The organism is Micromonospora sp. WMMB482 (genome assembly GCF_019038635.1).
GTDB lineage: Bacteria > Actinomycetota > Actinomycetes > Mycobacteriales > Micromonosporaceae > Micromonospora > Micromonospora marina.
The window spans coordinates 252,431-277,133 of record NZ_JAHOPD010000020.1 but is presented as its reverse complement, the minus strand read 5'-3'; the positions used below and the strand labels follow the sequence as shown (position 1 = coordinate 277,133).

The following is a 24,703-nucleotide window of genomic DNA, read 5'->3' as shown; positions in this document are numbered from 1 at the left end:
CCGACCGGCCTGAGCTGGGGGAATGTTCGCGCGACGGAAGTTGTCATACGTCGGGGCTAGAGTTGCCGGGGCGTCTTTTCTGCGCCCCGACAACCTGTGAAAACCACCCAGACCCGGCGTCTGGTGCACAGATCCGCCTCATATTCTTCTTCCGGGAGCACACGCACCGTGGCCGACCGACTGATCATCCGTGGCGCGCGCGAGCACAACCTGCGTGACGTCAGTCTCGACCTGCCCCGGGACGCCCTGATCGTCTTCACCGGGCTCTCCGGTTCGGGCAAGTCGAGCCTGGCGTTCGACACCATCTTCGCCGAGGGTCAGCGCCGCTACGTCGAGTCGCTGTCGTCGTACGCCCGGCAGTTCCTCGGCCAGATGGACAAGCCCGACGTCGACTTCATCGAGGGCCTCAGTCCCGCCGTCTCCATCGACCAGAAGTCCACCTCGCGCAACCCGCGCTCCACCGTCGGCACCATCACCGAGGTCTACGACTACCTCCGTCTGCTGTTCGCCCGCATCGGCGAGCCGCACTGCCCGATCTGCGGCGAGCGGATCTCCAAGCAGAGCCCGCAGCAGATCGTCGACCGCGTCCTGGCCATGGCCGAGGGCACCCGGTTCATGGTGCTCGCGCCGGTGGTGCGCGGCCGCAAGGGCGAGTACGTCGACCTGTTCGCCGAACTCCAGGCCAAGGGCTACGCCCGCGCCCGGGTCGACGGCGTCGTGCACCCGCTGACCGAGCCGCCGAAGCTCAAGAAGCAGGAGAAGCACACCATCGAGGTGGTGATCGACCGGCTCAGCGTCAAGCCGAGCGCCAAGCAGCGGCTGACCGACTCGGTCGAGGCCGCGCTCGGCCTGTCCGGCGGCCTGGTGCTGCTCGACTTCGTCGACCTGGCGGAGGACGACCCGGCCCGCGAACGCCGCTACTCCGAGCACCTGGCCTGCCCGAACGACCACCCCCTCGCCATCGAGGATCTGGAACCCCGGGTCTTCTCCTTCAACGCCCCCTACGGCGCGTGCCCGGAGTGCACCGGCCTCGGCACCAAGAAGGAGGTGGACCCGGAACTGGTCATCCCCGACCCGGAGCGCACGCTGCGCGAGGGCGCGATCCAGCCCTGGGCCACCGGCCACAACCTCGAATACTTCCTGCGGCTGCTGGAGGCGCTCGGCGAGGCCGAGCACTTCGACATCGACACGCCGTGGCGGGCGCTGCCGTCGCGGGCGCAGAAGACGATCCTGCACGGCTCCGACGACCAGGTGCACGTGCGCTACCGCAACAAGTACGGCCGCGAGCGCTCCTACTACACCGGCTTCGAGGGCGTGGTGCAGTGGATCGAGCGCCGGCACACCGACACCGAGTCGGAGTGGTCCCGGGAGAAGTACGAGGGCTACATGCGGGACGTGCCCTGCGCGGCCTGCGGCGGCGCCCGGCTCAAGCCGGAGGTGCTCGCGGTCACGCTGGCCGGCAAGAGCATCGCCGAGGTCTGCAACCTCTCCGTCGGCGAGGCGGCCGACCTGCTCGCCGGCATCGAGCTGACCGACCGGCAGAAGATGATCGCCGAGCGGGTGCTCAAGGAGATCAACGCCCGGCTGAAGTTCCTGCTGGACGTCGGCCTGGACTACCTCTCGCTGGACCGGCCGGCCGGCACGCTCTCCGGCGGTGAGGCCCAGCGCATCCGCTTGGCCACCCAGATCGGCTCCGGCCTGGTCGGCGTGCTCTACGTGCTCGACGAGCCGTCGATCGGCCTGCACCAGCGCGACAACCACCGGCTCATCGAGACGCTGCTGCGGCTGCGCGGCCTGGGCAACACGCTGATCGTGGTCGAGCACGACGAGGACACCATCCGGGTGGCGGACTGGATCGTCGACATCGGCCCGGGCGCGGGCGAGCACGGCGGGAAGATCGTGCACAGCGGGTCGGTGCCGGCGCTGCTGGACAACACCGAGTCGGTCACCGGGGCGTACCTGGCGGGGCGCAAGGCCATCCCGACTCCTGCCACCCGCCGGCCGCAGACCCCGGACCGGGAACTGGTGGTGCACGGCGCGCGCGAGCACAACCTGCGCAACCTCACCGTGAGCTTCCCGCTCGGCCAGCTCATCGCGGTCACCGGCGTCAGCGGCTCGGGCAAGTCGACACTGGTCAACGACATCCTCTACACCGTGCTGGCCAACCAGATCAACGGCGCCCGGCTGGTGCCCGGCCGGCACACCCGGATCACCGGCCTGGAGAACGTGGACAAGGTCGTCGGCGTGGACCAGTCGCCGATCGGGCGGACACCGCGCTCCAACCCCGCCACCTACACCGGGGTCTGGGACCACATCCGCAAGCTGTTCGCCGAGACCACCGAGGCCAAGGTCCGGGGGTACGGCCCGGGCCGGTTCTCGTTCAACGTCAAGGGCGGGCGCTGCGAGGCGTGCTCCGGTGACGGCACCATCAAGATCGAGATGAACTTCCTGCCGGACGTCTACGTCCCCTGTGAGGTGTGCAAGGGCGCGCGTTACAACCGCGAGACCCTTGAGGTGCACTACAAGGGCAAGACGGTCGCCGAGGTGCTGGACATGCCGATCGAGGAGGCGGCCGAGTTCTTCTCCGCCATCCCGGCCATCCACCGGCACCTCAGGACGCTCGTCGACGTCGGCCTCGGCTACGTCCGTCTCGGCCAGCCCGCGCCGACCCTGTCCGGCGGCGAGGCGCAGCGCGTCAAGCTCGCCTCCGAACTCCAGAAGCGCTCCACCGGCCGCACCGTCTACGTGCTCGACGAGCCCACCACCGGCCTGCACTTCGAAGACATCCGCAAGCTGCTGATGGTGCTGGAGGGCCTGGTCGACAAGGGCAACACGGTCATCACCATCGAGCACAACCTCGATGTGATCAAGACGGCCGACTGGCTCATCGACATGGGCCCCGAGGGCGGCCACCGGGGCGGCACCGTGCTCGCCACCGGCACGCCGGAGGAGGTCGCCGAGGTGCCGGAGAGCCACACCGGGCAGTTCCTGCGGCCGATCCTCAAACTCGACGGCGAGGCCAAGGGCGCCAAGGCGGCCACCACCCGGGCGGCCAAGGCCAACGGCAGCGCCAAGTCGCGGCCCCGCAAGGTCCCCGCCGGGGCGCGCTGAGCCATCCGGTACGCGTACTCGCAGGGCGGACCGACGGTGCCCGGTCTGTGACGCGCCAGTATGAACCGTGCGCCACGCTGGTGCGTGTTTCCGCAGTAAGCCGAGAGAGAGGCCGGACATGAGTGATGATCAGGCGCTGACCCGACCGGTCACCCAGAGCCGCCGTACCCTGCTCGCCGGAGCCGGGGCGATCGGCGCGGCCGTGGTGCTCGCGGGCTGCGGCGACGACGACGCGTCCCCGGGGCTCGCCCCGACCAGCGGCGGCCCACCCGGCGCGACCGCTACCGGCGACGCGGGCGGCGGTGACCGGGACGGCGGCAGCGCGCTGGCGCGCACCTCGGACATCCCGGTCGGCGGCGGCGCCGTCTTCGCCAGCCAGGGCGTGGTGATCACCCAGCCCGAGGCCGGCCAGTTCAAGGCGTTCGACCCGATCTGCACGCACCAGCGGTGCCCGGTGTCGAACGTCGACGGCGGCACGATCAACTGCACCTGCCACAACAGCCGGTTCTCCATCACCGACGGCTCGGTGAAGGGCGGCCCGGCCACCAAGCCGCTCGCGGCGAAGGAGATCACGGTCGACGGCGACCAGATCCGCCTGGCCTGACCGCGTCGACGCCCCCGCCCGGCGCTGCCCGGCGGGGGCGCGGCTACGGCCGGGTGTCAGGGGTGCGGACTAGGCTTGACACCGTGGCTGACCCCTCGACCTACCGTCCCGCGCCCGGCACCATCCCGGAGTCGCCAGGGGTCTACCGCTTCCGCGACGGCACCGGCCGGGTGATCTACGTCGGCAAGGCGCGTAACCTGCGCAGCCGGCTCAACTCCTACTTCGCCGACCCGGTCGGCCTGCACCAGCGCACCCGGCAGATGGTGTTCACCGCCGAGTCGGTCGACTGGATCACCGTCGCCACCGAGGTCGAGGCGCTCCAGCAGGAATACACCTGGATCAAGCAGTACGACCCCCGGTTCAACGTCCGCTACCGCGACGACAAGTCGTACCCCTATCTCGCGGTCACGCTCGACGAGGAATACCCCCGGTTGCAGGTCATGCGCGGCGTCAAGCGCAAGGGCGTGCGTTACTTCGGGCCGTACTCCCACGCCTGGGCGATCCGCGAGACGCTCGACCTGCTGCTGCGGGTCTTCCCGGCGCGGACCTGCTCGTCCGGGGTGTTCAAGCGGGCCGGCCAGGTCGGCCGGCCCTGCCTGCTCGGCTACATCGGCAAGTGCTCGGCGCCGTGCGTCGGCAGCGTCAGCGCCGACCAGCACCGGGCGATCGTCGACGGCTTCTGCGACTTCATGGCCGGCCGCACCGACACCATGGTCCGGCGGCTGGAGAAGGAGATGCTCGACGCCAGCGAGCAACTGGAGTTCGAGCGGGCCGCCCGGCTGCGCGACGACGTCGCGGCACTGCGCCGGGCGATGGAGAAGCAGACGGTGGTGCTCGGCGACGGCACCGACGCCGACGTGGTCGCCTTCGCCGACGACCCGCTCGAAGCCGCCGTCCAGGTCTTCCACGTCCGCGGCGGCCGGGTGCGCGGCCAGCGCGGCTGGGTGGTGGAGAAGACCGAGGAACTGACCACCGGCGACCTCGTGCACCACTTCTGCACCCAGGTGTACGGCGGCGAGCAGGGCGAGGCCGACGTGCCCCGCGAGCTGCTCGTGCCCGAGCTACCGGGCGACGCCGAGGCGCTCGCCGACTGGCTCTCCGCCCGCCGGGGCAGCCGGGTGTCGCTGCGGGTGCCGCAGCGGGGCGACAAGCGGTCGCTGCTGGAGACCGTCGGGCGCAACGCCAGGGACGCGCTGGCCCGGCACAAGCTCAAGCGGGCCGGTGACCTGACCACCCGCAGCCAGGCGCTCGACGAGATCGCCGACGCGCTCGGCATGGACACCTCGCCGCTGCGCATCGAGTGTTTCGACGTGTCTCAGATCCAGGGCACCGACGTGGTCGCCAGCATGGTCGTGTTCGAGGACGGGCTGCCCCGCAAGAGCGAATACCGCCGGTTCATCGTGCGTGGCGCCACCGACGACCTGTCGGCCATGTCCGAGGTGCTGCGACGGCGCTTCGCCCGCTACCTCGACGCCCGCGCCGAGACCGGTGAGCTGGGCGAGGAGACCGCCTCCGACCCGGACCGGCCCGGCATCGACCCGACCACCGGGCGGCCGCGCAAGTTCGCGTACCCGCCGCAGCTCGTCGTGGTGGACGGCGGCCCGCCCCAGGTCGCCGCCGCCGCGAACGCGCTCGCCGAACTGGGCATCGACGACGTGGCGCTGTGCGGGCTGGCGAAGCGGCTGGAGGAGGTCTGGCTGCCCGACGACGAGTTCCCGGTGATCCTGCCGCGCACCTCCGAGGCGCTCTACCTGCTGCAGCGCGTCCGCGACGAGGCCCACCGCTTCGCCATCACGTTCCACCGTCAGCGGCGCTCGAAGCGGATGACCGAATCCGCGCTGGACGACGTCCCCGGTCTCGGCGACGTACGCCGCAAGGCCTTGCTGCGGCACTTCGGCTCGCTGAAGCGGCTGTCGTCGGCCACGGTGGAGGAGATCACCGAGGTGCCCGGGGTGGGCCGGCGTACGGCCGAGGCGATCCTGGCCGCGCTGGACGACTCCACTACGACCGACGCCGCCCCGCGTCCCTGACTCTCCCTGCGCTCGTCCGCTGCTCGGCTTGCTCGGTGACGGGACGCGGCTGAGCTCGGAGGAGGGACACCGCGAGATCTTGGTACCGAATGGCCCCTATAGGGGCACTTCCGTACCAAGATCTGCCCTGGCATTCCGCGATAGCCCGGACCGGGCGCGTCGGGCGAGAGTTTCGGGGTTCGTGTCCGGTTCATGCCGCACTGGGATGGTGGTGGGGGCCACTGTCATGACGGAATCCGGGCCGGGCGTCGGGCGTTGTACATGGCTGACGGCCCGGGCGCCGGTTCGAGCGACGAGTCAGTGAGCAGGTCAGGGAATCGCCCCGGCCCGCCGGTCGTTACACCCCCGAACGCCGGAGCAACCCGTGGCTGGGTCGCCTGCTCCCGGGAATGACCCCGGCCCGGTCGTCGTTACACCTCCGAGCCGCGGAGCAGCCCCCCCGGGCCGCCCGCGCGCCAGCCCTGTTTCGACGGGCACCCCTCAAGACTTTCCCCCCTTTCGCGGCACCCCCGCCGCGTCATCCCCCATTTCAGGGAGGCAACCATCATGGCTACCACTCTGCTGCGCAAGACCGTTCTGACCGCTGCCGGTATCGCCGCCACCGCCGGAGGCATCGCCGGCCCCGCCATCGCCGCCCACGCCGCCCCCACCACCGGCACCACCAGCGTGGTGGCCGACCGTAAGGGGCACGGCGAGCGGGAGCTGGACGTGCGCTACGAGGCGCAGCCCAACTTCTACTTCTGCGGCCCGGCCGCGGCCCGTAACGCGCTGAGCGTGCAGGGCAAGAACATCGACGTGCACGCCATGGCCGAGGAGATGGGCACGACCGAGGCCGGCACCAACTCCATCAACGACATCACGCCGGTGCTGAACAAGGAGACCGGTAAGGACGTCTACAAGTCCACCGAGATCCCCGTGGACAAGGCCCGCGACCGCGACAAGGTCGAGAAGCTGCGCGCTGACGTGGTCAAGGCCGTTGACGACGGCCGTGCCGTGGTGGCCAACATCGCCGGCACCGCGACCGACACCGACGGCAACACCCACGCGTTCGAGGGTGGCCACTACATCAGTGTGGTCGGCTACCGCGACGGCGGGAAGGTCGTGACGATCGCCGACTCGGCGAACCCGGACCAGGCCTCCTACCGAATGGACGTGGACGAGCTCGCCCGCTGGATCGCCAGCCGCGGCTACAGCTCCTGACCGGACACCGAAAGGGCCCGACCCCACCACGGGGTCGGGCCCTTTCGCGTGCGTCAGGACTCGGCGAGGACGGCCAGGATCGCCTCGCCGTACTTGGCGAGCTTGTTCTCGCCGACCCCGTTGACCCGGGACAACTCGGCGAGGGAGGCGGGCGGCTCGGCGGCGATCTGCCGCAGCGTCGCGTCGTGGAAGATGACGTACGCCGGGACGCCCTGCTCCTTGGCGGTGGCCGCGCGCCACGCGCGGAGCCGCTCGAAGACGGGCGCGGCGGCGGGGGAGAGGTCGGCGACCACAGTGGCCGCGCCACGGGGCTTGGCGGACCGGCCGGCCGCCGGGCGCTCCGGCTCCTTGCGCAGCGTGACCGTACGGCGGCGGCCGAGCACGTCCGCGCTGGCCTCGGTCAGCGCCAGCGTGCCGTAGTCGCCCTCGACGGCGAGCAGCCCTTCGGCGAGCAGTTGCCGCACCACGCCACGCCACTCGGCCTCGCGCAGCTCGGTGCCGATGCCGAAGGTGCTCAGCGCGTCGTGGCCGTACTGGTCGATCTTGTCGGTGTGCTTGCCGAGCAGGATGTCGATGCTGTGCCCGGCGCCGAACCGCTGGTTGCGTTCGCGGTCGAGCCGGTAGACCGTGGACAGCAGCTTCTGCGCGGCGACCGTGCCGTCCCAGGACTCCGGCGGGTCGAGGCAGGTGTCGCAGTTGCCGCAGTCGGCCACCCCGGTCTCGCCGAAGTATTCGAGCAGCTGGGCGCGGCGGCAGCGGACCGTCTCGCAGAGCGCCAGCATCGCGTCCAGGTGGGCGGCGAGGTTGCGCCGGTGCGCGAGGTCGCCCTCCGACGTCTCGATCATCTTGCGCTGCTGCACGACGTCCTGGAGCCCGTACGCCAGCCAGGCCGTGGACGGCAGCCCGTCGCGACCGGCGCGGCCGGTCTCCTGGTAGTAGCCCTCGACCGACTTCGGCAGGTCCAGGTGGGCGACGAAGCGGACGTCGGGCTTGTCGATGCCCATGCCGAACGCGATGGTGGCGACCATGACCAGGCCGTCCTCGCGCAGGAACCGCTGCTGGTTGGCGGCGCGGGTCGCGGCGTCCAGCCCGGCGTGGTACGGCAGCGCGGCGATGCCGTTGGCGACCAGGAACTCGGCGGTCTTCTCCACCGAGGCCCGGGACAGGCAGTAGACGATGCCGGCGTCGCCCGGGTGCTCGTCGCGCAGCAGGCTCAGCAGCTGACGGCGGGGCTCCCGCTTGGGGACGATGCGGTACTGGATGTTGGGCCGGTCGAAGCTGGCCACGAAGTGCCGGGCCTCGGTGAGCCGTAGCCGGGTGGCGATCTCGGTGCGCGTGGCCCGGGTCGCGGTGGCGGTCAGCGCGATGCGCGGTACGTCCGGCCAGCGCTCGTGCAGCATCGACAGGTTGAGGTAGTCGGGGCGGAAGTCGTGCCCCCACTGCGAGACGCAGTGCGCCTCGTCGATCGCGAACAGCGCGATCCGGCCGCGTTCCAGCAGGCCCAGCGTGGACCGCACGGCGAGCCCCTCCGGGGCGAGGTAGAGCAGGTCGAGCTCACCGGCGAGGTAGGCCGCCTCGACCCGGCGCCGCTGCGCGGGATCCTGGGTCGAGTTGAGGAACCCGGCCCGCACACCGACCGCTGTCAGCGCGTCGACCTGGTCCTGCATGAGCGCGATCAGCGGCGAGACCACCACCGCCACGCCGTCGCGGACCAGCGCCGGGATCTGGTAGCACAGCGACTTGCCGCCACCGGTGGGCATGAGCACCAGCGCGTCGCCGCCGGCCACCACGTGCTCGACGATCTCCTGCTGGAAGCCGCGGAAGGCGTCGTACCCGAAGACCCGGCTCAGCACGTCGAGCGCGTCGCCGGTCGGTGGGGAGGTGGTCCGCTCGTCGGTGGGGGAGACCATCCGCGCAGTCTACGAGCGTCCCCCGACACCGCCTGCCCCGGCGAGCCGTCGTGAGCGCGGCGAGATGTTCCGGTCGTCACCCCGTGGAATCCCACGCCGGGTCGAAGCCGTTAGAGTCGCAGATTGACCATGCGCGGCCGACCGGCCGCGGCGCCACGGCTGGGGGTAGCGGGTGAGCGAGGCGCGTACAGCGGGTGACCTGGGGCCGACCGAGGCGGAGACGACGCCGGTACGACCGGTGGCGGCCGAGTCGGACACCTCCCTGGTGGTGGTGACCGGACTGTCCGGCGGCGGGCGCAGCACCGTGGCCCGGGCGCTGGAGAACGTCGGCTACTACGTGGTCGACAACCTGCCGCAGGCGCTGCTGCTGGACATGGCCGAGCTGGCGTTCAAGGCCGGCGGGGCGGCCCGGCGTACGGCGATGGTGCTGGACGTGCGCTCGCGCGCGTTCTCCACCGACCTGGCCGGGGCGATCCGGGAGCTGCGCGAGCGCGGCTTCCAGCCCCGGGTGGTCTTCGTCGACGCCGACGACGAGGTGCTGATCCGGCGGTTCGAGAGCGTGCGCCGCTCGCACCCGTTGCAGGGCGACGGGCGGCTGGCCGACGGCATCGCGGTCGAGCGGGCGCTGCTGGAGGAGGCCCGCGAACAGGCCGACGTGATCATCGACACCAGCCACCTGAACGTGAACCAGCTCCGGCGCCGGGTCGAGGAACTGTTCGGCGGTGAGGACGCCCGCCGGCTGCGGATCACCGTGATCTCGTTCGGCTTCAAGTACGGCCTACCGCCGGACGCCGACTTCGTGATGGACGCCCGCTTCCTGCCGAACCCGTACTGGGTGCCGGAGCTGCGCGAGCACACCGGCCGGGAGGAGGCCGTCAGCGCGTACGTGCTGGGCCAGGAGGGGGCCGACGCGTTCGTGGCCGGCTACGCCGACCTGGTCAACGCCACCACCGCCGGGTTCGAGCGGGAGGGCAAGCGCTACCTGACCGTGGCGGTCGGCTGCACCGGCGGCAAGCACCGCAGCGTGGCCATCGCCGAGGAGCTGGCCTCCCGGCTGCGCCACTCCGGCATCGCCGCCAACGCCCAGCACCGGGATCTGGGGCGGGAGTGACCCCGACCAGGGTGGTCGCCTTCGGCGGCGGGCACGGGCTCTCGGCGTCGCTGCGGGCGCTGCGTCACTGCGTACCCGAACTGGACCTGGACATCACCGCGGTGGTCACCGTCGGTGACGACGGCGGCTCCAGCGGCCGGTTGCGCGCCGAGCGCGGCGGCCTGCCGCCGGGTGACCTGCGGCAGGCGCTGGTCGCGCTGGCCGGTGACCACCCGGCCACCCGGCGCAGCGCGGCGTTGTTCCAGCACCGCTTCCCCGCCGCCGTGCCGCAGCCGCCGACGCTCGCCGCGCCGGTTCCGGTCGCGCTCGGTGACTCGCTCGCCGGCCACGCGGTCGGCAACCTGCTGCTGCACGGGCTCACCGAGCTGCTCGGCGACCCGGTGGCGGCGCTCGACCACGCCGGGGCGATGCTCGGCGCGGTGGGCCGGGTGCTGCCGATGTCCCGCCAGCCGGTGGGCATCGAGGCCCGGGTCCGCGGCGCCGACCCGGAGCACCCGGACGAGGTGTCCACGGTGCGCGGCCAGCACCAGGTCGCGGTCACCCCGGGCACCGTCGAGTCGCTGCGGCTCAACCCGTCCGCACCGGCCGCCTGCGCCGAGGCGGTGACGGCGGTACGCGCCGCGGACTGGCTGATCTTCGGGCCGGGGAGCTGGTACACGAGCGTGCTGCCGCACCTGCTGGTGCCGGGCCTGGCCGACGCGATCGTGTCCAGCCCGGCGCGGCGGCTGGTGACGCTCAACCTGGTGGCCGAGAAGGAGACCTCGGGGCTCTCCCTGCCCGACCATCTGGACACACTGCGCCGCTATCTGCCCGAGCTGAAGGTGGACCGGGTGCTCGCCGACTCCACGGCGGTGGGTGATCCCGCGGCGGTCGAACGTGCGGCAGAATCGCTGGGTGCCCGGCTGGTCCTCGCTCCCGTCGCCGTCCTGGACGGCACGCCCCGTCATGATCCAGCCGCACTGGGCGCCGCGCTGGTGCCTGTCCTGCGCGCCGATCGTTAGACACGTACGTAATCACCGGCGACACGCCGGAACCGGTCCGTGAGGGGGCGCACTATGGCGATGACGGCTGCGGTCAAGGACGAGCTGAGTCGGGTCGACGTGCCCAAGCCCTGCTGTCGCCGGGCGGAGATGGCCGCGCTGCTGCGTTTCGCCGGCGGCCTGCACATCGTGTCGGGTCGCGTCGTGGTCGAGGCGGAGCTGGACACCGGCGCGGTGGCCCGCCGGCTGCGGCGGGAGATCGCCGAGGTGTACGGCTACCCGAGCGAGATCCACGTGCTCGCCTCCGGCGGGCTGCGCAAGGGCAGCCACTTCATCGTGCGGGTGGTCAAGGACGGCGAGGCGCTCGCCCGGCAGACCGGCCTGCTCGACGTGCGGGGCCGCCCGGTGCGCGGCCTGCCGCCGCACGTGGTGGCCGCGAACGTCTGCTGTGCCGTGTCGGCCTGGCGGGGCGCGTTCATGGCGCACGGCTCGCTCACCGAGCCGGGCCGCTCCAGCGCGCTGGAGATCACCTGCCCGGGTCCGGAGTCGGCGCTGGCGCTCGTCGGCGCCGCCCGGCGTATCGGCATCACCGCGAAGAACCGCGAGGTGCGCGGCGTGGACCGGGTGGTGGTCAAGGACGGTGACGCGATCGCCGCGCTGCTCACCCGCATCGGCGCGCACTCCAGCGTGCTGGCCTGGGAGGAGCGCCGGGTACGCCGGGAGGTGCGCGCCACCGCGAACCGGCTGGCCAACTTCGACGACGCCAACCTGCGCCGCTCCGCCCGCGCCGCGGTCGCCGCCGCCGCCCGGGTGACCCGCGCGCTGGAGATCCTCGCCGACGACGCCCCGAACCACCTGACCTCGGCCGGGCGGCTGCGCCTGGAGCACCGTCAGGCCTCGCTGGAGGAACTGGGCGCGCTCGCCGAGCCGCCGCTGACCAAGGACGCCATCGCCGGCCGGATCCGCCGGCTGCTCGCGCTGGCCGACAAGCGTGCCCGTGACCTGGGCATCCCGGATACGGAAGCGGCAGTCACGCCGGACATGCTCGTGGTCTGATAGGACTCGGGCGGCAGCGCACCGCGAGCGGTATCACCACCCGCCGCAGCGCGACGCCGCGCGCTCGGATATGGTCGCTGCGTACGGCAAGGGGGCCGGAACAGGCGCTCCTCGCCGTGCTCACCGCCTCGGGCGGTCAGGTCTCCGTGACCGCGGCGGGGTGGCCGAGATGACATGTCGACGGCCGGCTCCAACGGTCGGCGCACACACCTCCGCCGGCCGCGGTCTGACGCCGGCGGACCAGAACGCGAGGAGATGGGACCTGTGACCATCCGGGTTGGCATCAACGGCTTCGGCCGGATCGGCCGCAACTTCTTCCGGGCAGTGCTGGCGTCCGGCGCTGACGTCGAGGTCGTGGCGGTCAACGACCTGACCGACAACGCGACGCTCGCCCACCTTGTCAAGTACGACAGCATCCTGGGCCGCCTCCCGCACGAGGTGAAGGCCAGCGCCGACGAGATCACCGTGGGCGGCAAGGCCATCAAGGTGTTCGAGGAGAAGGACCCCGGCAAGCTGCCGTGGGGCGACCTCGGCGTCGACGTGGTCATCGAGTCCACCGGGTTCTTCACCGACGCCACCAAGGCGAAGGCGCACCTCGACGGCGGGGCCAAGAAGGTCATCATCTCCGCTCCGGCGAAGAACGAGGACGTCACAGTGGTCATGGGCGTCAACCAGGACCAGTACGACCCGGCCAAGCACAACATCATCTCGAACGCGTCCTGCACCACCAACTGCCTCGCGCCGATGGCGAAGGTCCTGCAGGACACGTTCGGCATCAAGCAGGGTCTGATGACCACCATCCACGCGTACACGCAGGACCAGAACCTGCAGGACGCGCCGCACAAGGACATGCGCCGGGCCCGGGCCGCCGCGCTCAACATCGTGCCGACCTCGACCGGTGCCGCGAAGGCCATCGGGCTGGTCCTGCCGGAGCTCAAGGGCAAGCTGGACGGCTACGCGCTGCGCGTGCCGATCCCGACCGGCTCGGCCACCGACCTGACCGTCGAGGTCGGCCGGGAGACCACTGTGGACGAGGTCAACGCCGCGCTCAAGGCCGCCGCCGAGGGCCCGCTGCGGGGCATCCTCACCTACAACGAGGATCCCATCGTCTCCGCCGACATCGTGACCGACCCGGCGTCGTGCATCTTCGACGCGCCGCTGACCAAGGTGATCGGCAACCAGGTCAAGGTCGTCGGCTGGTACGACAACGAGTGGGGCTACTCGAACCGCCTGGTGGACCTGGTCAAGCTGGTGGGTCAGTCCCTGTGAGTGCGAGGAGCGAGCTTGCGAGCCCCGCAGTCACGAACGGAGGGCTAGCTCTGTGACGATCCGCAACCTCGACGACCTGCTCGCCGAGGGGGTGTCGGGTCGGCGCGTGCTGGTGCGCGCCGACCTGAACGTCCCGCTCGACAAGCAGACCGGGGACATCACGGACGACGGCCGGATCCGGGCCGTCCTGCCGACGCTGAGCGCGCTGGTGCAGGCCGGCGCGAAGGTGGTCGTCTGCTCGCACCTGGGCCGCCCGAAGGGCGCGCCGGACCCGCAGTTCAGCCTCCGCCCGGTCGCCGGGCGGCTCGGCGAGCTGCTCGGCGCCCCGGTGCACTTCGCCGAGGACACCGTCGGCGACTCCGCGCGGTCCACCGTGGCCGAGCTGGCCGACGGCCAGGTCGCGCTGCTGGAGAACCTGCGCTTCAACTCCGGCGAGACCAGCAAGGACGACGCGGAGCGCGGCGCGTTCGCCGACCAGCTCGCCGCGCTCGGCGACGCCTACGTCGACGACGCGTTCGGCGCGGTGCACCGCAAGCACGCCAGCGTGCACGACGTACCGGCCCGGCTGCCGCACTACGCGGGCCGGCTGGTGCTGCGCGAGGTCGAGGTGCTCAGCCGCCTGACCGGCGAGCCGGAGCGGCCGTACGTGGTCGTGCTGGGCGGTTCGAAGGTCTCCGACAAGCTGGCCGTGATCGAGGCGCTGCTGCCGACCGTCGACCGGCTGCTCATCGGCGGCGGGATGTGCTTCACCTTCCTCAAGGCCCAGGGCCACGAGGTGGGCACGTCGCTGCTGGAGAAGGACATGGTCGAGACCTGCCGCAACCTGATGGAGCGCGCGCCGGGCAAGATCATGCTGCCGGTCGACGTGGTGGCCGCCGACGCGTTCGCGCCGGATGCCGCGCACGACACCGTGCCCGCCGACGGCATCCCCAGCCACCGCCTGGGCCTGGACATCGGCCCGGAGACGGTGGCCGGTTTCGCCGCCGCGCTGTCGCAGGCGAAGACCGTCTTCTGGAACGGCCCGATGGGCGTGTTCGAGATGGCGGCGTTCGCCAACGGCACCCGGGGCGTGGCCGAGGCGATCACCAAGACCGACGCGTTCAGCGTGGTCGGCGGCGGCGACTCGGCCGCGGCGGTGCGCGCGCTGGGCCTGGACGAGTCCTCGTTCGGGCACATCTCCACCGGTGGTGGCGCCTCCCTGGAATACCTGGAGGGCAAGACCCTCCCCGGCATCGCGGCCCTGGAGAACTGAATGGCGAGCACGACCCGCCGGCCACTGATGGCCGGCAACTGGAAGATGAACCTGAACCACCTCGAGGCCAACCTGCTGGTGCAGAAGCTGGCCGCGAGCCTGAACGAGAAGCAGCTCACCGACGTCGAGTGCGTGGTGCTGCCGCCCTTCACCGCCCTGCGTACCGTGCAGACCGCCGTGGACGGCGACAAGCTGCTGATCGGCTACGGCGCGCAGGACCTGTCGCCGCACCCGTCCGGCGCGTACACCGGTGACATCGCCGGTCCGATGCTCGCCAAGCTGGGCTGCGGCTACGTGGTGGTCGGTCACTCCGAGCGGCGGCAGTACCACAAGGAGGACGACGCCCTCGTCAACGCGAAGGTGTCGGCGGCGCTGGCGAACGGGCTCACCCCGATCCTCTGCATCGGCGAGGGCCTGGAGGTCCGGGAGCAGTCGGGTCAGGTGCGGCACTGCTGCGACCAGCTCGACGGCGCGCTGAAGGGGCTCACCGCCGAGCAGGTCACCAAGGTCGTCGTGGCGTACGAGCCGGTCTGGGCGATCGGCACCGGCAAGACGGCGACCCCGGAGGACGCCCAGGAGGTCTGCGGCGCGGTGCGCAAGCGCATCGCCGAGACCTACGACGAGGGCACTGCCGAGCAGGTCCGGATCCTGTACGGCGGGTCGGTCAAGGCGTCGAACGTCGCCGCGATCATGGCGCAGCCGGACGTGGACGGGGCCCTGGTCGGGGGCGCCAGCCTGGACGCGGAGGAGTTCGCGCAGATCTGCCGGTTCCCGGAGCACATCGCCCGCTGATCGCTCGCTATCCTTGACGCTGCCCGTCCACCGGCCGGTGCCGCAGTGCCCGACAGGTCCGGGCAGTGATCGCAACGAGAGGACTGACCCCCGCCATGCCGATCTGGTTCGCCTACACGATGATCACGTTGCTGGTCATCACCAGCGTGCTGCTCGTCCTGCTGATCCTCCTGCACCGCGGCAAGGGCGGCGGGTTGTCGAGCATGTTCGGCGGCGGCGTCAGCTCCAGCCTGGCCGGTTCGTCGGTGGCCGAGAAGAACCTCGACCGCTACACCGTTCTGGTAGGAATCGTCTGGTTCGCGTGCATCGTCGGGCTCGGGCTCTGGCTGCGGCTGCAGATGGCCAGCGGCACCTGAGTCGGCGCTGAGAAGCGTACAATCTGCGCGCGGTCCGTCACGGACCGCGCGCAGTTTTGTTTCTCCGCACGTCGCCCGCCGCCCACCCCCTCCGGCGGCGGTCCCCTCCGACGACAGGGAGCGAGCAACCGTGCCCAGCAACAACGTCATCCGCGGCACCCGGATCGGGTCCGCCCCCGAGCGGTTCGACCAGCGGGTCGAGCCCGCGCCGCGCCGGCCGGTCGTCTACTGGTGCCGCCACGGGCACCGGGTCGAGTTCCTGATCGCCGCCGAGGCGGAGACGCCCGCCACCTGGGAGTGCCCCCGCTGCGGCGAGCCGGCCGGCCCCGACCCGGGCGACCCGCCGGGCCGCCAGCGCGCCGAGCCGTACAAGACCCATCTGGCGTACGTGCAGGAGCGGCGTACCCCGGAGGAGGGGGAGGCGCTGCTCGCCGAGGCCCTCGACGCGCTGCGCCGGCGTCGCGGCCGCGCCTGAGCCGAGGTGTTAAGAAGGGGCCCCTGCTCTACCGGAGACGTTAAGAAGGGGCCCTTCCTTACCGCTCAGCGGAGGCTGCGCAGGCGCGGCGGCACGTTCGCCGCCGCGGCCCGGTCGAGGAGCCAGAGAGTACGGGAGACACCCCGCACCCCGGCGGCCGGCAGCTGGACCGGCCCGGCCCCGGCCAGCGCCATGCCCACCGCCCGGGCCTTGTCCGCCCCGGCGGCGATCAACCAGACCTCCTCGGCCGTGTTGATCGTCGGCAGCGCCAGCGTGGTCCGCACCGGCGGCGGCTTCGGACTGCCCCGCACGGCGCTGACCGGCCGGTTGTCGTGGTGCACCGGGTGCTCCGGGAACACCGACGCCACGTGGCCGTCCTCGCCGACGCCGAGCATCAGCACGTCGAAGTGCGGCACGATCGCGTTCCCGGGCCGGGCGGCGGCGGCCAGCTCCCGGGCGTACCCGGCGGCAGCCGCCTCCGGGTCGTCACCCGCCGGGCCGTCCGACGCCGGCATCGGGTGCACCCGGGCCGGGTCCAGCGGCACCGTGTCCAGCAGCGCCGCCCGCGCCTGCGTCTCGTTGCGTTCCGGGTCACCGGCGGGCAGGAACCGCTCGTCCCCCCACCACACGTCGACCCGGGACCAGTCGACGGCGTCCCGGGCGGGCAGCTGCCCGACCGCCCGGTACACTGCCGCGGCGATCCGCCCGCCGGTCAGCACCACCGACGCCTGGCCGCGCTCGGCCTGCGCGTCGAGCAGCTTCACCACCAGCCGGGCCGCCACCGCCTGCGCCAGCAGGTCGGGGTCGGCGTGTACGGCGACACTCGCCTCAGTCATCCGTCGTGCCCTCGTGTTCCTGTGCTCCCGGCCGCCCGGTCCGGGCGGTCACTCGTTCGCGGTCGCGCCCGCGTGCGCGGTCACGCCGGCCTCGGCCCGCTGGGCGGTCGCCGGATCCTTCCACACGTGCACCCGCTGGGCCTGACGCTGGTCGAGGCCGGTGATCCCGGCCGCGGCGCCGAGCGCCTCCGCGTACACCTGGTCGGCGTCGAGGCGGCGCAGCTCCTCGGCCAGCTCGTCGCCGAGCGGCCGGCGGACCAGCGGCAGCGTGCGGTCCTCCTGTCCGGTACGCCGGAACACCGCGATGCTGTCGTCCCGGGTGAGCGTCAGCTCGTCGCCGTTGGCGCAGCGCAACTGCACCTGGCGCATCCGCGGGAACTCGTCGGTGGCGACCAGGACCGGGTCGATACCGAGCCGGGCGTTGAGCCAGCCGCGCATCAGCGCCGCCGTCGGGTCCGACGGGGGAGCCACCACACTCGCCTCGGTGACCCGGGCCTGGGTGGTGTCGAACGCGCCCGCCACGAGCGTGCGCCACGGGGTGATCCGGGTCCACGCCAGGTCGGTGTCGCCCGGGGCGTAGTCGCGGGCCCGCTGGCGCAGTGCGGCGATCGGGTCGGCGGCCTGCGCCGAGTCGGTGATCCGCCGGTCCGCCACCACGCCGAGGAAGTCGGTGGAGATCTCCTCCGGCGGCTCGCCGTGCCACCACGTCACCACCGGCACGTCCGGCACCAGCAGCGGCATCACCACCGACTCGGCGTGCAGCGCGAGCCGTCCGTACATCCGCGTCACCACCGCCTCGCACGGCCCGAGCCGGCCGCCCACGACGATCTCCGCGTCCAGCCGGTTGCGGTCGCGCTCCACGTCGGAGCGGACCACCACGAGCAGCCGGCACGGGTGTGCCGCCGCGGCGATGGTGGCCGCCGCCTCGGCCTCGCGTACCCGCTTCTCGTCCACCACCACGATCAGCGTGAGCGCCATGCCGCTGGCCACCCCGCCCGCGCTGCGCCGTTCCGCGGCCAGCGCCTTGACCACCTCGTTGCCGGTGGTGTCCCACAGCCCGATCAATGGAGCCTCCTGGTTCGCTCGCAGTGCTCGCTCACGCTCTTCGCCAAGCCCGGCCCTCGCGGGCCAGCATCTCGTCGGCGGCCCGGGGCCCCCACTCACCGGCCCGGTACGGCTCCGGGGTCGTGCCCTCCCAGGCGTGCTCCAGCGGGTCGACGACCTGCCAGCTCTGCTCCACCTCGGCGGCGTCCGGGAACAGCGTCCGGTCGCCGATCAGCACGTCCAGCACCAGCCGCTCGTACGCCTCGGGGCTGGACTCGGTGAACGCCTCGCCGTACTGGAAGTCCATCGCGATGTCGCGGACCTCCATCGTGGTGCCCGGCACCTTGGAGCCGAACTTCAGCACCACGCCCTCGTCCGGCTGCACCCGGATGACGAGCTGGTTGGGGCCGAGGGACTCCATGTCGGCGGCGTTGAACGGCAGATGCGGCGCCTTCTTGAACATGATGGCCACCTCGGTGACCCGCCGGGGCAGCCGCTTGCCCGCCCGGATGTAGAACGGCACCCCGGCCCAGCGGCGGTTCTGGATGCCCAGCCTCACCGCCACGTACGTCTCGGTGGTGGAGCCCTCCGGGACGCCCTCCTCCTCCAGGTAGCCCTTGGCGCGCTCGCCGCCCACCCAGCCGGGCAGGTACTGGCCGCGCACGGTGTCCTCGGAGACGTCGCGCGGCACGGTGATCGCCTTGAGCACCTTGAGCTTCTCGGCCCGGATCTCGTCGGCGTCGAAGCTCGTCGGCTCCTCCATCGCGACCAGGGCGAGCAACTGGAGCAGGTGGTTCTGGAGCACGTCGCGGGCGGTGCCGACGGAGTCGTAGAACGCCGCCCGGGTGCCGATGCCGACGTCCTCGGCCATGGTGATCTGCACCGAGTCGACGTACGTGGAGTTCCACAGCGGCTCGAACAGGTTGTTCGCGAAGCGCAGCGCCAGGATGTTCTGGACCGTCTCCTTGCCCAGGTAGTGGTCGATCCGGAACACGTCCTGGCGGGTGAAGACGTCGTCGACCAGGTCGTTGAGCGCCTTGGCCGAGGGCAGGTCGTTGCCGAACGGCTTCTCCACCACGACCCGCCGCCAGCCGCCGGACTTGGCGTTGTCCGCCATGCCGGTGCGGGCCAGCTGCTTGAGCACCACGGGGAAGGCCGCCGGGGGGATGGAGAAGTAGAAGGCGGCGTTGCCGGGGATGCCGTGCGTGTCGCGCAGCTCGTCGAGCGTGGCGGCGAGATGGTCGAACGCCGCGTCGTCGTCGAACGAGCCGCCGACGAACTTGATGTTGCCGGCGAGCCGGGCCCACACCTCCTCCCGCCACGGGGTACGGGCGTGCTTCTTGGCCGCGTCGTGCGCCACCGACTCGAAGTCGCCGTCACCCCAGTCGCGCCGGGCGAAGCCCAGGACCACGAAGCCGGGCGGCAGCAGCCCCCGGTTGGCCAGGTCGTAGACCGCCGGCAGCAGCTTCTTGCGGGCCAGGTCGCCCGTCACCCCGAAGATCACCAGGGCACACGGCTCGGGGATCCGGGGTAGCCGCCGGTCCTGCGGATCGCGCAGCGGGTTCACCGGGCCACCTCCTCCTGCGTCTCGGTCCGCTGATTCCAGGTCATTGATCGTCACGTGCGTGTCCGTCCGGCCGTGTCCAGGAGCTGGGCGACGCCCGCCGCCCGCTCGGTCAGGTGCAGTCGCAGCATCGGTCGCTCCCGGCCGGCCAGGGCCCGCCGGTCGCCGGCGGCCTGGGCCGCCTGGAGCTGCGCGAAGGTGTACGGACGGCCGGGCACCTCCAGATCATCGGTGACCGCACCGGTGATCTGGAGGTGCCGGCCGTGCGGGTCGGTGTGTTCCGGCCTGCGCGGTCCCCAGCCGAAGGTGACCGGGCGTCGGGCGGCCCGCACCAGCAGCGGGCGCAGCCCGGCGACCGCCGCGTCGGCGTGCCGGTCGAGGTACGCGGTCACCACGAGGTGCTCCCGTTCGCCCAGCCCGTCGAGCAGCCACCGCAGCGCGCCGGTCAGGTCGGCCGGGACGCCGCTCGGGGCGTACACCTCGATCGCGCCCTCGGACGACGACGGCGGCCCGCCCTCCGGCTCGTCGTCGGCCGGCGCGGCGGCGGGCGCCGCGAACGGGTCGGCCCGCAGCGTCACCGCGGCGGTCGCGGCCGCGTAGGCCCAGGCGAGCAGGTGCGCGCCGAGCGGGCCGTTCACCGCGACGTCGGCGGCCACGACCGGCCCGACGCCGGCGCCGAGGGCTCCGCCGAGACCGACAGTCAGCACGCCCGGACCGGTGGCGCCGGGCGAGCCGGGGGACTCCGCGACCACCGGCAGCAGCCGTCCACCGGTGGCGTCGGCGAGCAGCGCGCCGGCCCAGCGGCCCAGGCCGTCGAGGCCGGTGCCGTCGGGGACCAGCGCGACGGTGTCCCGGCCGGCTCCGGCCGCGGCGCCCAGGGCCGCGCCGAGCGCCAGGGCCGGGTTGTCCCGGTCCCGGTCCAGCGCGCCGGTGAGCGCCTCGGCCTCGTCCAGCACCTCGGCCACCGGCGCGCCGGCCAGCGCCGCCGGAACCAGTCCGAACGCGGTGAGCGCGGCCCACGGCCCGGCCACGCCCGGTTCGGCCGGGATCACCACCGCGCCCAGCTCGTCGGCGCGTGCCGCCGGTTCCGAGCCGGGCTCGGTGACCACCACGACGTGCCGGGCGGCATCGGGGCCCTCGTCCGCCCACGCCCGCCGGTAGGCGCGCAGGTGGGCGTCGGTGGTCCGGTCGAGGCCGTGCCGTGCGGCGAGCACCAGGAGGGTACGCGCCGGGCGGTCGGCGAGCGCGGCCCGCACCGGCCCCGGATCGGCGGTGTCGAGCACTGTCAGCGGCCGGCCCAGGCACTCGGCCAGCACCTCGGCGGCGAGCGTGTCGCCGCCGGCGCCGGCCAGCACCACGTGGTCCAGGTCGCCCAGCTCGGCGGACAGTTCGGCGAGCTGGGGGAGCAGGTCCCGGCTGCGCCGGTGGGCGTGCAGCCAGCCCAGCCGGGTGAGTGCCGCCGCCTCGGCGGCGGGGCCCCAGAGGGCCGGGTCCGCGGCGGCGAGCCGGGCCGGTACGTCGTGGGCGACGAGCGCGGCGCGTGCGGACCCGCCGACCGTGTCCGCGCCGCGCACGGCCAGCCCGGCGGCCATGTCCGCCCGCCCGGCCAGCAGATCACTCACGGCGCCAGCCCCGGCTCGCTCACGGCAACCACCTCACCCGTTCCACTCCTACGGCGCGACGCGTCCCGGGGCCGGGCCCCGGGACGCGTCGGACGCCGTCGGTCACGCGTTGCCGCCGGCCTGCTGCGCCGCCTGCGCGTTCTCCCCGGCGGCCCGGTGCGGGCTGCCCGAGCCCTTGGCCGCCTCGGTGAGGGACTTCTTGACCCCCTCCAGCAGCTCCACCCAGCTCGCCTCGAACTTCTCCACGCCCTCGCGCTCCAGCGTGGCGATCACGTCGGACAGGTCCACACCCACCGACTGGAGGTCGGCGAAGACCTGGCGGGCGTCGTCGTACGCGACGGTGACGGTGTCCGCCTTCGTCTCGCCGTGCTCGGCGTACGCGTGGATGACCGGCTCCGGCATGGTGTTGACGGTGCCGGGGGCGATCAGCTCCTCGACGTAGATGACGTCCCGGTAGTCCGGGTTCTTCGTCGAGGTGGAGGCCCACAGCGGGCGCTGCGGGTGGGCGCCCGCGTCGGCCAGCTTCTGCCAGCGTGCCGAGGAGAAGACCTCGCTGTAGCGCTCGTACGCCAGCCGGGCGTTGGCGACCGCGGCCTTGCCGCGCAGCGCCTTGGCCTGGTTGGAGCCGATCTTCTCCAGCCGCTTGTCCACTTCGCTGTCGACCCGGGAGACGAAGAACGAGGCGACCGAGCCGATCTTCGACAGGTCGTGCCCGTTCGCCTGCGCCTGCTCAAGGCCGGCCAGGAAGGCGTCCATCACCTGCGAGTACCGGTCCAGGCCGAAGATCAGCGTGACGTTGACGCTGATCCCCTCGGCGAGCGTCGCGGTGATCGCGGGCAGGCCCTCCTCGGTGGCCGGGATCTTGATGAACAGGTTCGGCCGGTCGACCAGCCACCACAGCGCCTTGGCCTCGGCGACGGTCTTCGCCGCGTCGTGCGCCGAGCGCGGGTCCACCTCGATCGACACGCGGCCGTCCACGCCGCCGCTGACGTCGTACGACGGGCGCATCACGTCGCAGGCCCACCGCACGTCGTACGTGGTGAGCATGCGGACCGCCTCCTCGACGTCCACGCCGCGTACGGCGAGGTCACGAAGCTGCCAGTCGTACTCGTCGGCGTCGCTCAACGCCTTCGCGAAGATCGTCGGGTTGGTGGTCACCCCCGCTACGTGGTTCTCCCGGCGCAGCTTGTCCAGCCCGCCGGAGCTCAGTCGTACCCGGGAAAGATCGTCCAGCCAGATCGCCACACCGGCGTTCTGGAGCTCACTCAGCCTGTCCGTCATGACGTCCACGCTCCCCTCAGTTGCCGGTCGTGAAACCGGTGATGTCGCCCACCCGGGTCAGCGCCGCGTGCGCGGCGGCCACGATCCGGTCGGGGGTGAACCCGAACTGCTCGAAGAGCACGGTGTGCGGGGCGCTGGCGCCGTAGTGCTCGATGCTCACGCACTCGCCGCTGTCGCCGACGATCGCGCGCCACGACATCGCGATGCCCGCCTCCACGCTCACCCGTGCCTTTACCCCGCGCGGCAGCACCGACTCCCGGTACGCCTCGTCCTGGGCGAAGAACCACTCCTGGCAGGGCATGGAGACGACCCGGGTGGGGGTGCCGTCGGCCTCCAGCCGCTCCCGCGCGGTGAGGCAGAGCTGCACCTCGGAGCCGGTGCCGACCAGGATCACCTGCGGCTTGCCGGTCGACGCCTCGGCCAGCACGTACCCGCCCTTGGCGACGCCCTCGGCACCGCCCAGGTCGGTGCGGTCGAACGTCGGCAGCGCCTGGCGGCTGAGCGCCAGCGCGGTCGGCCGGTCGGTGTGCTCCAGCGCCTGCCGCCACGCCCAGACCGTCTCGTTGGCGTCGGCCGGACGGACCACGTCCAGGCCGGGGATGGCGCGCAACGCGGTCAGGTGCTCGATCGGCTGGTGCGTCGGGCCGTCCTCGCCGAGGCCGATCGAGTCGTGCGTCCAGACGTACGTCACCGGCAGCTTCATCAGCGCGGCCAGCCGCACCGCCGGGCGCATGTAGTCGCTGAACACCAGGAACGTGCCGCCGTACGGGCGGGTGCCGCCGTGCAGGGCGATGCCGTTGAGGATCGCGCCCATGGCGTGCTCGCGGATGCCGAAGTGCAGCGTGCGGCCGTACTCGTCACCGGGGAAGTCCTTGGTGGCGTGCGCCGCCGGGACGAACGACCGCTCGCCCTTCATGGTGGTGTTGTTGCTCTCGGCCAGGTCGGCCGAGCCGCCCCACAGCTCGGGCAGCACCGGCGCGAGGGCCTCCAGGATCTTGCCGGAGGCGGCGCGGGTGGCGATGCCCTTGGCATCCGCGCCGAAGGTGGGCAGCGCGTCGGTCCAGCCGGTCGGCAGGGTACGGGTGGCCATCCGGTCCCACAGCGCCTTGCGCTCCGGGTCGGCCTGCGCCCACGCGTCGAACCGGGTGGTCCACTCGGCCTGCTCCTGCGCGCCGCGCTCCATCACCTGACGGGCGTGCTTGAGCACCTCCTCGTCGACGGCGAAGGTGCGCTGCGGGTCGAAGCCGAGGATCTCCTTGGTGGCCTTCACCTCGTCCGCGCCGAGCGCCGAGCCGTGGATCTTGCCGGTGTTCTTCTTGTTCGGCGCCGGCCAGCCGATGATCGTGCGCAGCGCGATGAACGACGGCCGGCCGGTCTCCGCCTTGGCGGCCAGCAGCGCCTCGTACAGCGCCTCCACGTCCTCGTGGTAGTCGCCCTGGTCGGCGTCGCCGCGGCGCCAGTCGACGGTCTGCACGTGCCAGCCGTACGCCTCGTAGCGGGCCGCCACGTCCTCGCTCTTGGCGATGCGGGTGTCGTCCTCGATCGAGATCTCGTTGTCGTCGTAGATCACGCAGAGGTTGCCGAGCTGCTGGTGACCGGCGAGCGCGCTGGCCTCGTGGGTGATGCCCTCCTCGATGTCACCGTCGGAGGCGATGCACCAGATGTCGTGCCGGAACGGGGAGTCGGCGCGGTCCGGCTCGGGGTCGAACAGGCCGCGCTCGCGGCGGGCGGCCATGGCCATGCCGACCGCGTTGCCGAGGCCCTGGCCGAGCGGCCCGGTGGTGGTCTCGACGCCGGGGGTGTGGCCGTGCTCCGGGTGGCCCGGGGTGAGCGAGCCCCACTGGCGCAGCGCCTTGAGGTCGTCCAGCGCCAGCGGGTAGCCGGAGAGGAAGAGCTGGATGTAGAGCGTCAGGCTGGAGTGGCCGGCGGACAGCACGAACCGGTCGCGCCCGGCCCAGTTCGGGTCGGCGGGGTTGTGGCGCATGACCCGGTTGAAGAGCAGGTACGCCACCGGGGCGAGGCTCATCGCCGTCCCCGGGTGGCCGTTGCCGGATTTCTCCACGGCGTCCATGGCCAGCACGCGGACCGTGTCGACGGCCCTGCGGTCGAGGTCGGACCAGTTGAGAGCGGGAAGCTCGGGTCGGTTGACAGCCACGATGGTTGTGCTCCTCGGCAGATGGGCGGAACCCTCACTGATGACCCTATCGAGC

At 72.4% G+C, this 24,703-nt stretch carries 19 protein-coding genes; 12 read left to right on the top strand and 7 right to left on the bottom strand.

Features of this window, described 5'->3' with window-relative positions; all coding sequences use genetic code 11:
• Window positions 1-168: 168 nt before the first annotated feature.
• The 4 genes from uvrA to KSK32_RS02060 all read left to right on the top strand — a co-directional run bounded on the left by uvrA (window position 169) and on the right by KSK32_RS02060 (window position 6,945).
• Entirely contained in the window at window positions 169-3,111 is a 2,943-nt protein-coding gene (gene uvrA / locus KSK32_RS02075) for an excinuclease ABC subunit UvrA (RefSeq protein ID WP_216928171.1), read from the top strand.
• A 118-nt stretch (window positions 3,112-3,229) separates the two neighbouring features.
• The gene (locus KSK32_RS02070) at window positions 3,230-3,715 is read left to right on the top strand and encodes a Rieske (2Fe-2S) protein (protein WP_216928170.1); all 486 of its coding nucleotides are present in this window, start codon (window positions 3,230-3,232) and stop codon (window positions 3,713-3,715) included.
• A gap of 83 nt (window positions 3,716-3,798) precedes the next feature.
• The gene (uvrC, locus tag KSK32_RS02065) at window positions 3,799-5,745 is read left to right on the top strand and encodes an excinuclease ABC subunit UvrC (protein WP_216928169.1); all 1,947 of its coding nucleotides are present in this window, start codon (window positions 3,799-3,801) and stop codon (window positions 5,743-5,745) included.
• Between the two features lie 546 nt (window positions 5,746-6,291).
• Window positions 6,292-6,945, top strand: a complete 654-nt coding sequence (locus tag KSK32_RS02060; protein ID WP_216928168.1) for a C39 family peptidase — start codon at window positions 6,292-6,294, stop codon at window positions 6,943-6,945.
• A 53-nt stretch (window positions 6,946-6,998) separates the two neighbouring features.
• Here KSK32_RS02060 and recQ read toward each other — a convergent pair whose 3' ends face one another.
• Complete coding sequence (recQ, locus tag KSK32_RS02055; protein WP_216928167.1) at window positions 6,999-8,855, bottom strand: DNA helicase RecQ; 1,857 nt, start codon at window positions 8,853-8,855, stop codon at window positions 6,999-7,001.
• Window positions 8,856-9,054: 199 nt separating this feature from the next.
• Here recQ and rapZ point away from each other — a divergent pair, with 199 nt between their 5' ends.
• The 8 genes from rapZ to KSK32_RS02015 all read left to right on the top strand — a co-directional run bounded on the left by rapZ (window position 9,055) and on the right by KSK32_RS02015 (window position 16,146).
• A complete protein-coding gene (gene rapZ / locus KSK32_RS02050; RefSeq protein ID WP_216935730.1) occupies window positions 9,055-9,966 on the top strand; it encodes an RNase adapter RapZ in 912 nt (303 codons plus the stop codon).
• Window positions 9,963-10,967, top strand: coding sequence for a uridine diphosphate-N-acetylglucosamine-binding protein YvcK (gene yvcK, locus KSK32_RS02045; RefSeq protein WP_216928166.1), 1,005 nt, complete (start codon window positions 9,963-9,965; stop codon window positions 10,965-10,967). Before rapZ ends, yvcK begins: the two co-directional genes overlap by 4 nt.
• Before the next feature lie 54 nt (window positions 10,968-11,021).
• Window positions 11,022-12,002 carry a DNA-binding protein WhiA gene (gene whiA / locus KSK32_RS02040; RefSeq protein WP_018788213.1) on the top strand — a complete coding sequence of 327 codons (981 nt, stop codon included), beginning with the start codon at window positions 11,022-11,024 and terminating at the stop codon, window positions 12,000-12,002.
• 264 nt (window positions 12,003-12,266) lie between these two features.
• Window positions 12,267-13,271: a type I glyceraldehyde-3-phosphate dehydrogenase gene (gene gap, locus KSK32_RS02035; RefSeq protein WP_216928165.1), complete on the top strand. Its 1,005-nt coding sequence runs from the start codon at window positions 12,267-12,269 to the stop codon at window positions 13,269-13,271.
• Between the two features lie 52 nt (window positions 13,272-13,323).
• Window positions 13,324-14,523 (top strand): phosphoglycerate kinase, encoded by a 1,200-nt coding sequence (pgk, locus tag KSK32_RS02030; RefSeq protein ID WP_216928164.1) that lies wholly within the window; start codon window positions 13,324-13,326, stop codon window positions 14,521-14,523.
• The gene (gene tpiA, locus KSK32_RS02025; RefSeq protein WP_216928163.1) at window positions 14,524-15,315 is read left to right on the top strand and encodes a triose-phosphate isomerase; all 792 of its coding nucleotides are present in this window, start codon (window positions 14,524-14,526) and stop codon (window positions 15,313-15,315) included.
• A 95-nt stretch (window positions 15,316-15,410) separates the two neighbouring features.
• Window positions 15,411-15,671, top strand: a complete 261-nt coding sequence (gene secG, locus KSK32_RS02020; protein WP_018788217.1) for a preprotein translocase subunit SecG — start codon at window positions 15,411-15,413, stop codon at window positions 15,669-15,671.
• Window positions 15,672-15,801: 130 nt separating this feature from the next.
• Window positions 15,802-16,146 carry an RNA polymerase-binding protein RbpA gene (locus KSK32_RS02015; RefSeq protein ID WP_018788218.1) on the top strand — a complete coding sequence of 115 codons (345 nt, stop codon included), beginning with the start codon at window positions 15,802-15,804 and terminating at the stop codon, window positions 16,144-16,146.
• Window positions 16,147-16,211: 65 nt separating this feature from the next.
• Here the strand turns inward: KSK32_RS02015 and pgl are convergent, their stop codons facing one another.
• The 6 genes from pgl to tkt all read right to left on the bottom strand — a co-directional run bounded on the left by pgl (window position 16,212) and on the right by tkt (window position 24,648).
• On the bottom strand, window positions 16,212-16,982 hold the full coding sequence (gene pgl, locus KSK32_RS02010) for a 6-phosphogluconolactonase (protein WP_216928162.1): 771 nt from the start codon (window positions 16,980-16,982) through the stop codon (window positions 16,212-16,214).
• A gap of 48 nt (window positions 16,983-17,030) precedes the next feature.
• A complete protein-coding gene (locus KSK32_RS02005) occupies window positions 17,031-18,047 on the bottom strand; it encodes a glucose-6-phosphate dehydrogenase assembly protein OpcA (RefSeq protein ID WP_216928161.1) in 1,017 nt (338 codons plus the stop codon).
• Between the two features lie 31 nt (window positions 18,048-18,078).
• On the bottom strand, window positions 18,079-19,593 hold the full coding sequence (zwf, locus tag KSK32_RS02000; RefSeq protein WP_216928160.1) for a glucose-6-phosphate dehydrogenase: 1,515 nt from the start codon (window positions 19,591-19,593) through the stop codon (window positions 18,079-18,081).
• 50 nt (window positions 19,594-19,643) lie between these two features.
• Window positions 19,644-21,212 carry a glucose-6-phosphate isomerase gene (locus KSK32_RS01995; protein WP_216928159.1) on the bottom strand — a complete coding sequence of 523 codons (1,569 nt, stop codon included), beginning with the start codon at window positions 21,210-21,212 and terminating at the stop codon, window positions 19,644-19,646.
• A 102-nt stretch (window positions 21,213-21,314) separates the two neighbouring features.
• Window positions 21,315-22,493 carry a transaldolase gene (gene tal / locus KSK32_RS01990; protein WP_216928158.1) on the bottom strand — a complete coding sequence of 393 codons (1,179 nt, stop codon included), beginning with the start codon at window positions 22,491-22,493 and terminating at the stop codon, window positions 21,315-21,317.
• A 16-nt stretch (window positions 22,494-22,509) separates the two neighbouring features.
• Window positions 22,510-24,648 (bottom strand): transketolase, encoded by a 2,139-nt coding sequence (tkt, locus tag KSK32_RS01985; RefSeq protein WP_216928157.1) that lies wholly within the window; start codon window positions 24,646-24,648, stop codon window positions 22,510-22,512.
• Window positions 24,649-24,703: the final 55 nt, after the last annotated feature.

Bases quoted from the DNA above. Each gene is read 5' to 3' on its own strand.
- KSK32_RS02070 (WP_216928170.1), top strand. From the start codon at position 3,230: ATGAGTGATGATCAGGCGCTGACCCGACCGGTCACCCAGAGCCGCCGT.
- KSK32_RS02060 (WP_216928168.1), top strand. From the start codon at position 6,292: ATGGCTACCACTCTGCTGCGCAAGACCGTTCTGACCGCTGCCGGTATC.
- recQ (WP_216928167.1), bottom strand. From the start codon at position 8,855: ATGGTCTCCCCCACCGACGAGCGGACCACCTCCCCACCGACCGGCGAC.
- whiA (WP_018788213.1), top strand. From the start codon at position 11,022: ATGGCGATGACGGCTGCGGTCAAGGACGAGCTGAGTCGGGTCGACGTG.
- tpiA (WP_216928163.1), top strand. From the start codon at position 14,524: ATGGCGAGCACGACCCGCCGGCCACTGATGGCCGGCAACTGGAAGATG.
- secG (WP_018788217.1), top strand. From the start codon at position 15,411: ATGCCGATCTGGTTCGCCTACACGATGATCACGTTGCTGGTCATCACC.
- pgl (WP_216928162.1), bottom strand. From the start codon at position 16,982: ATGACTGAGGCGAGTGTCGCCGTACACGCCGACCCCGACCTGCTGGCG.
- tal (WP_216928158.1), bottom strand. From the start codon at position 22,493: ATGACGGACAGGCTGAGTGAGCTCCAGAACGCCGGTGTGGCGATCTGG.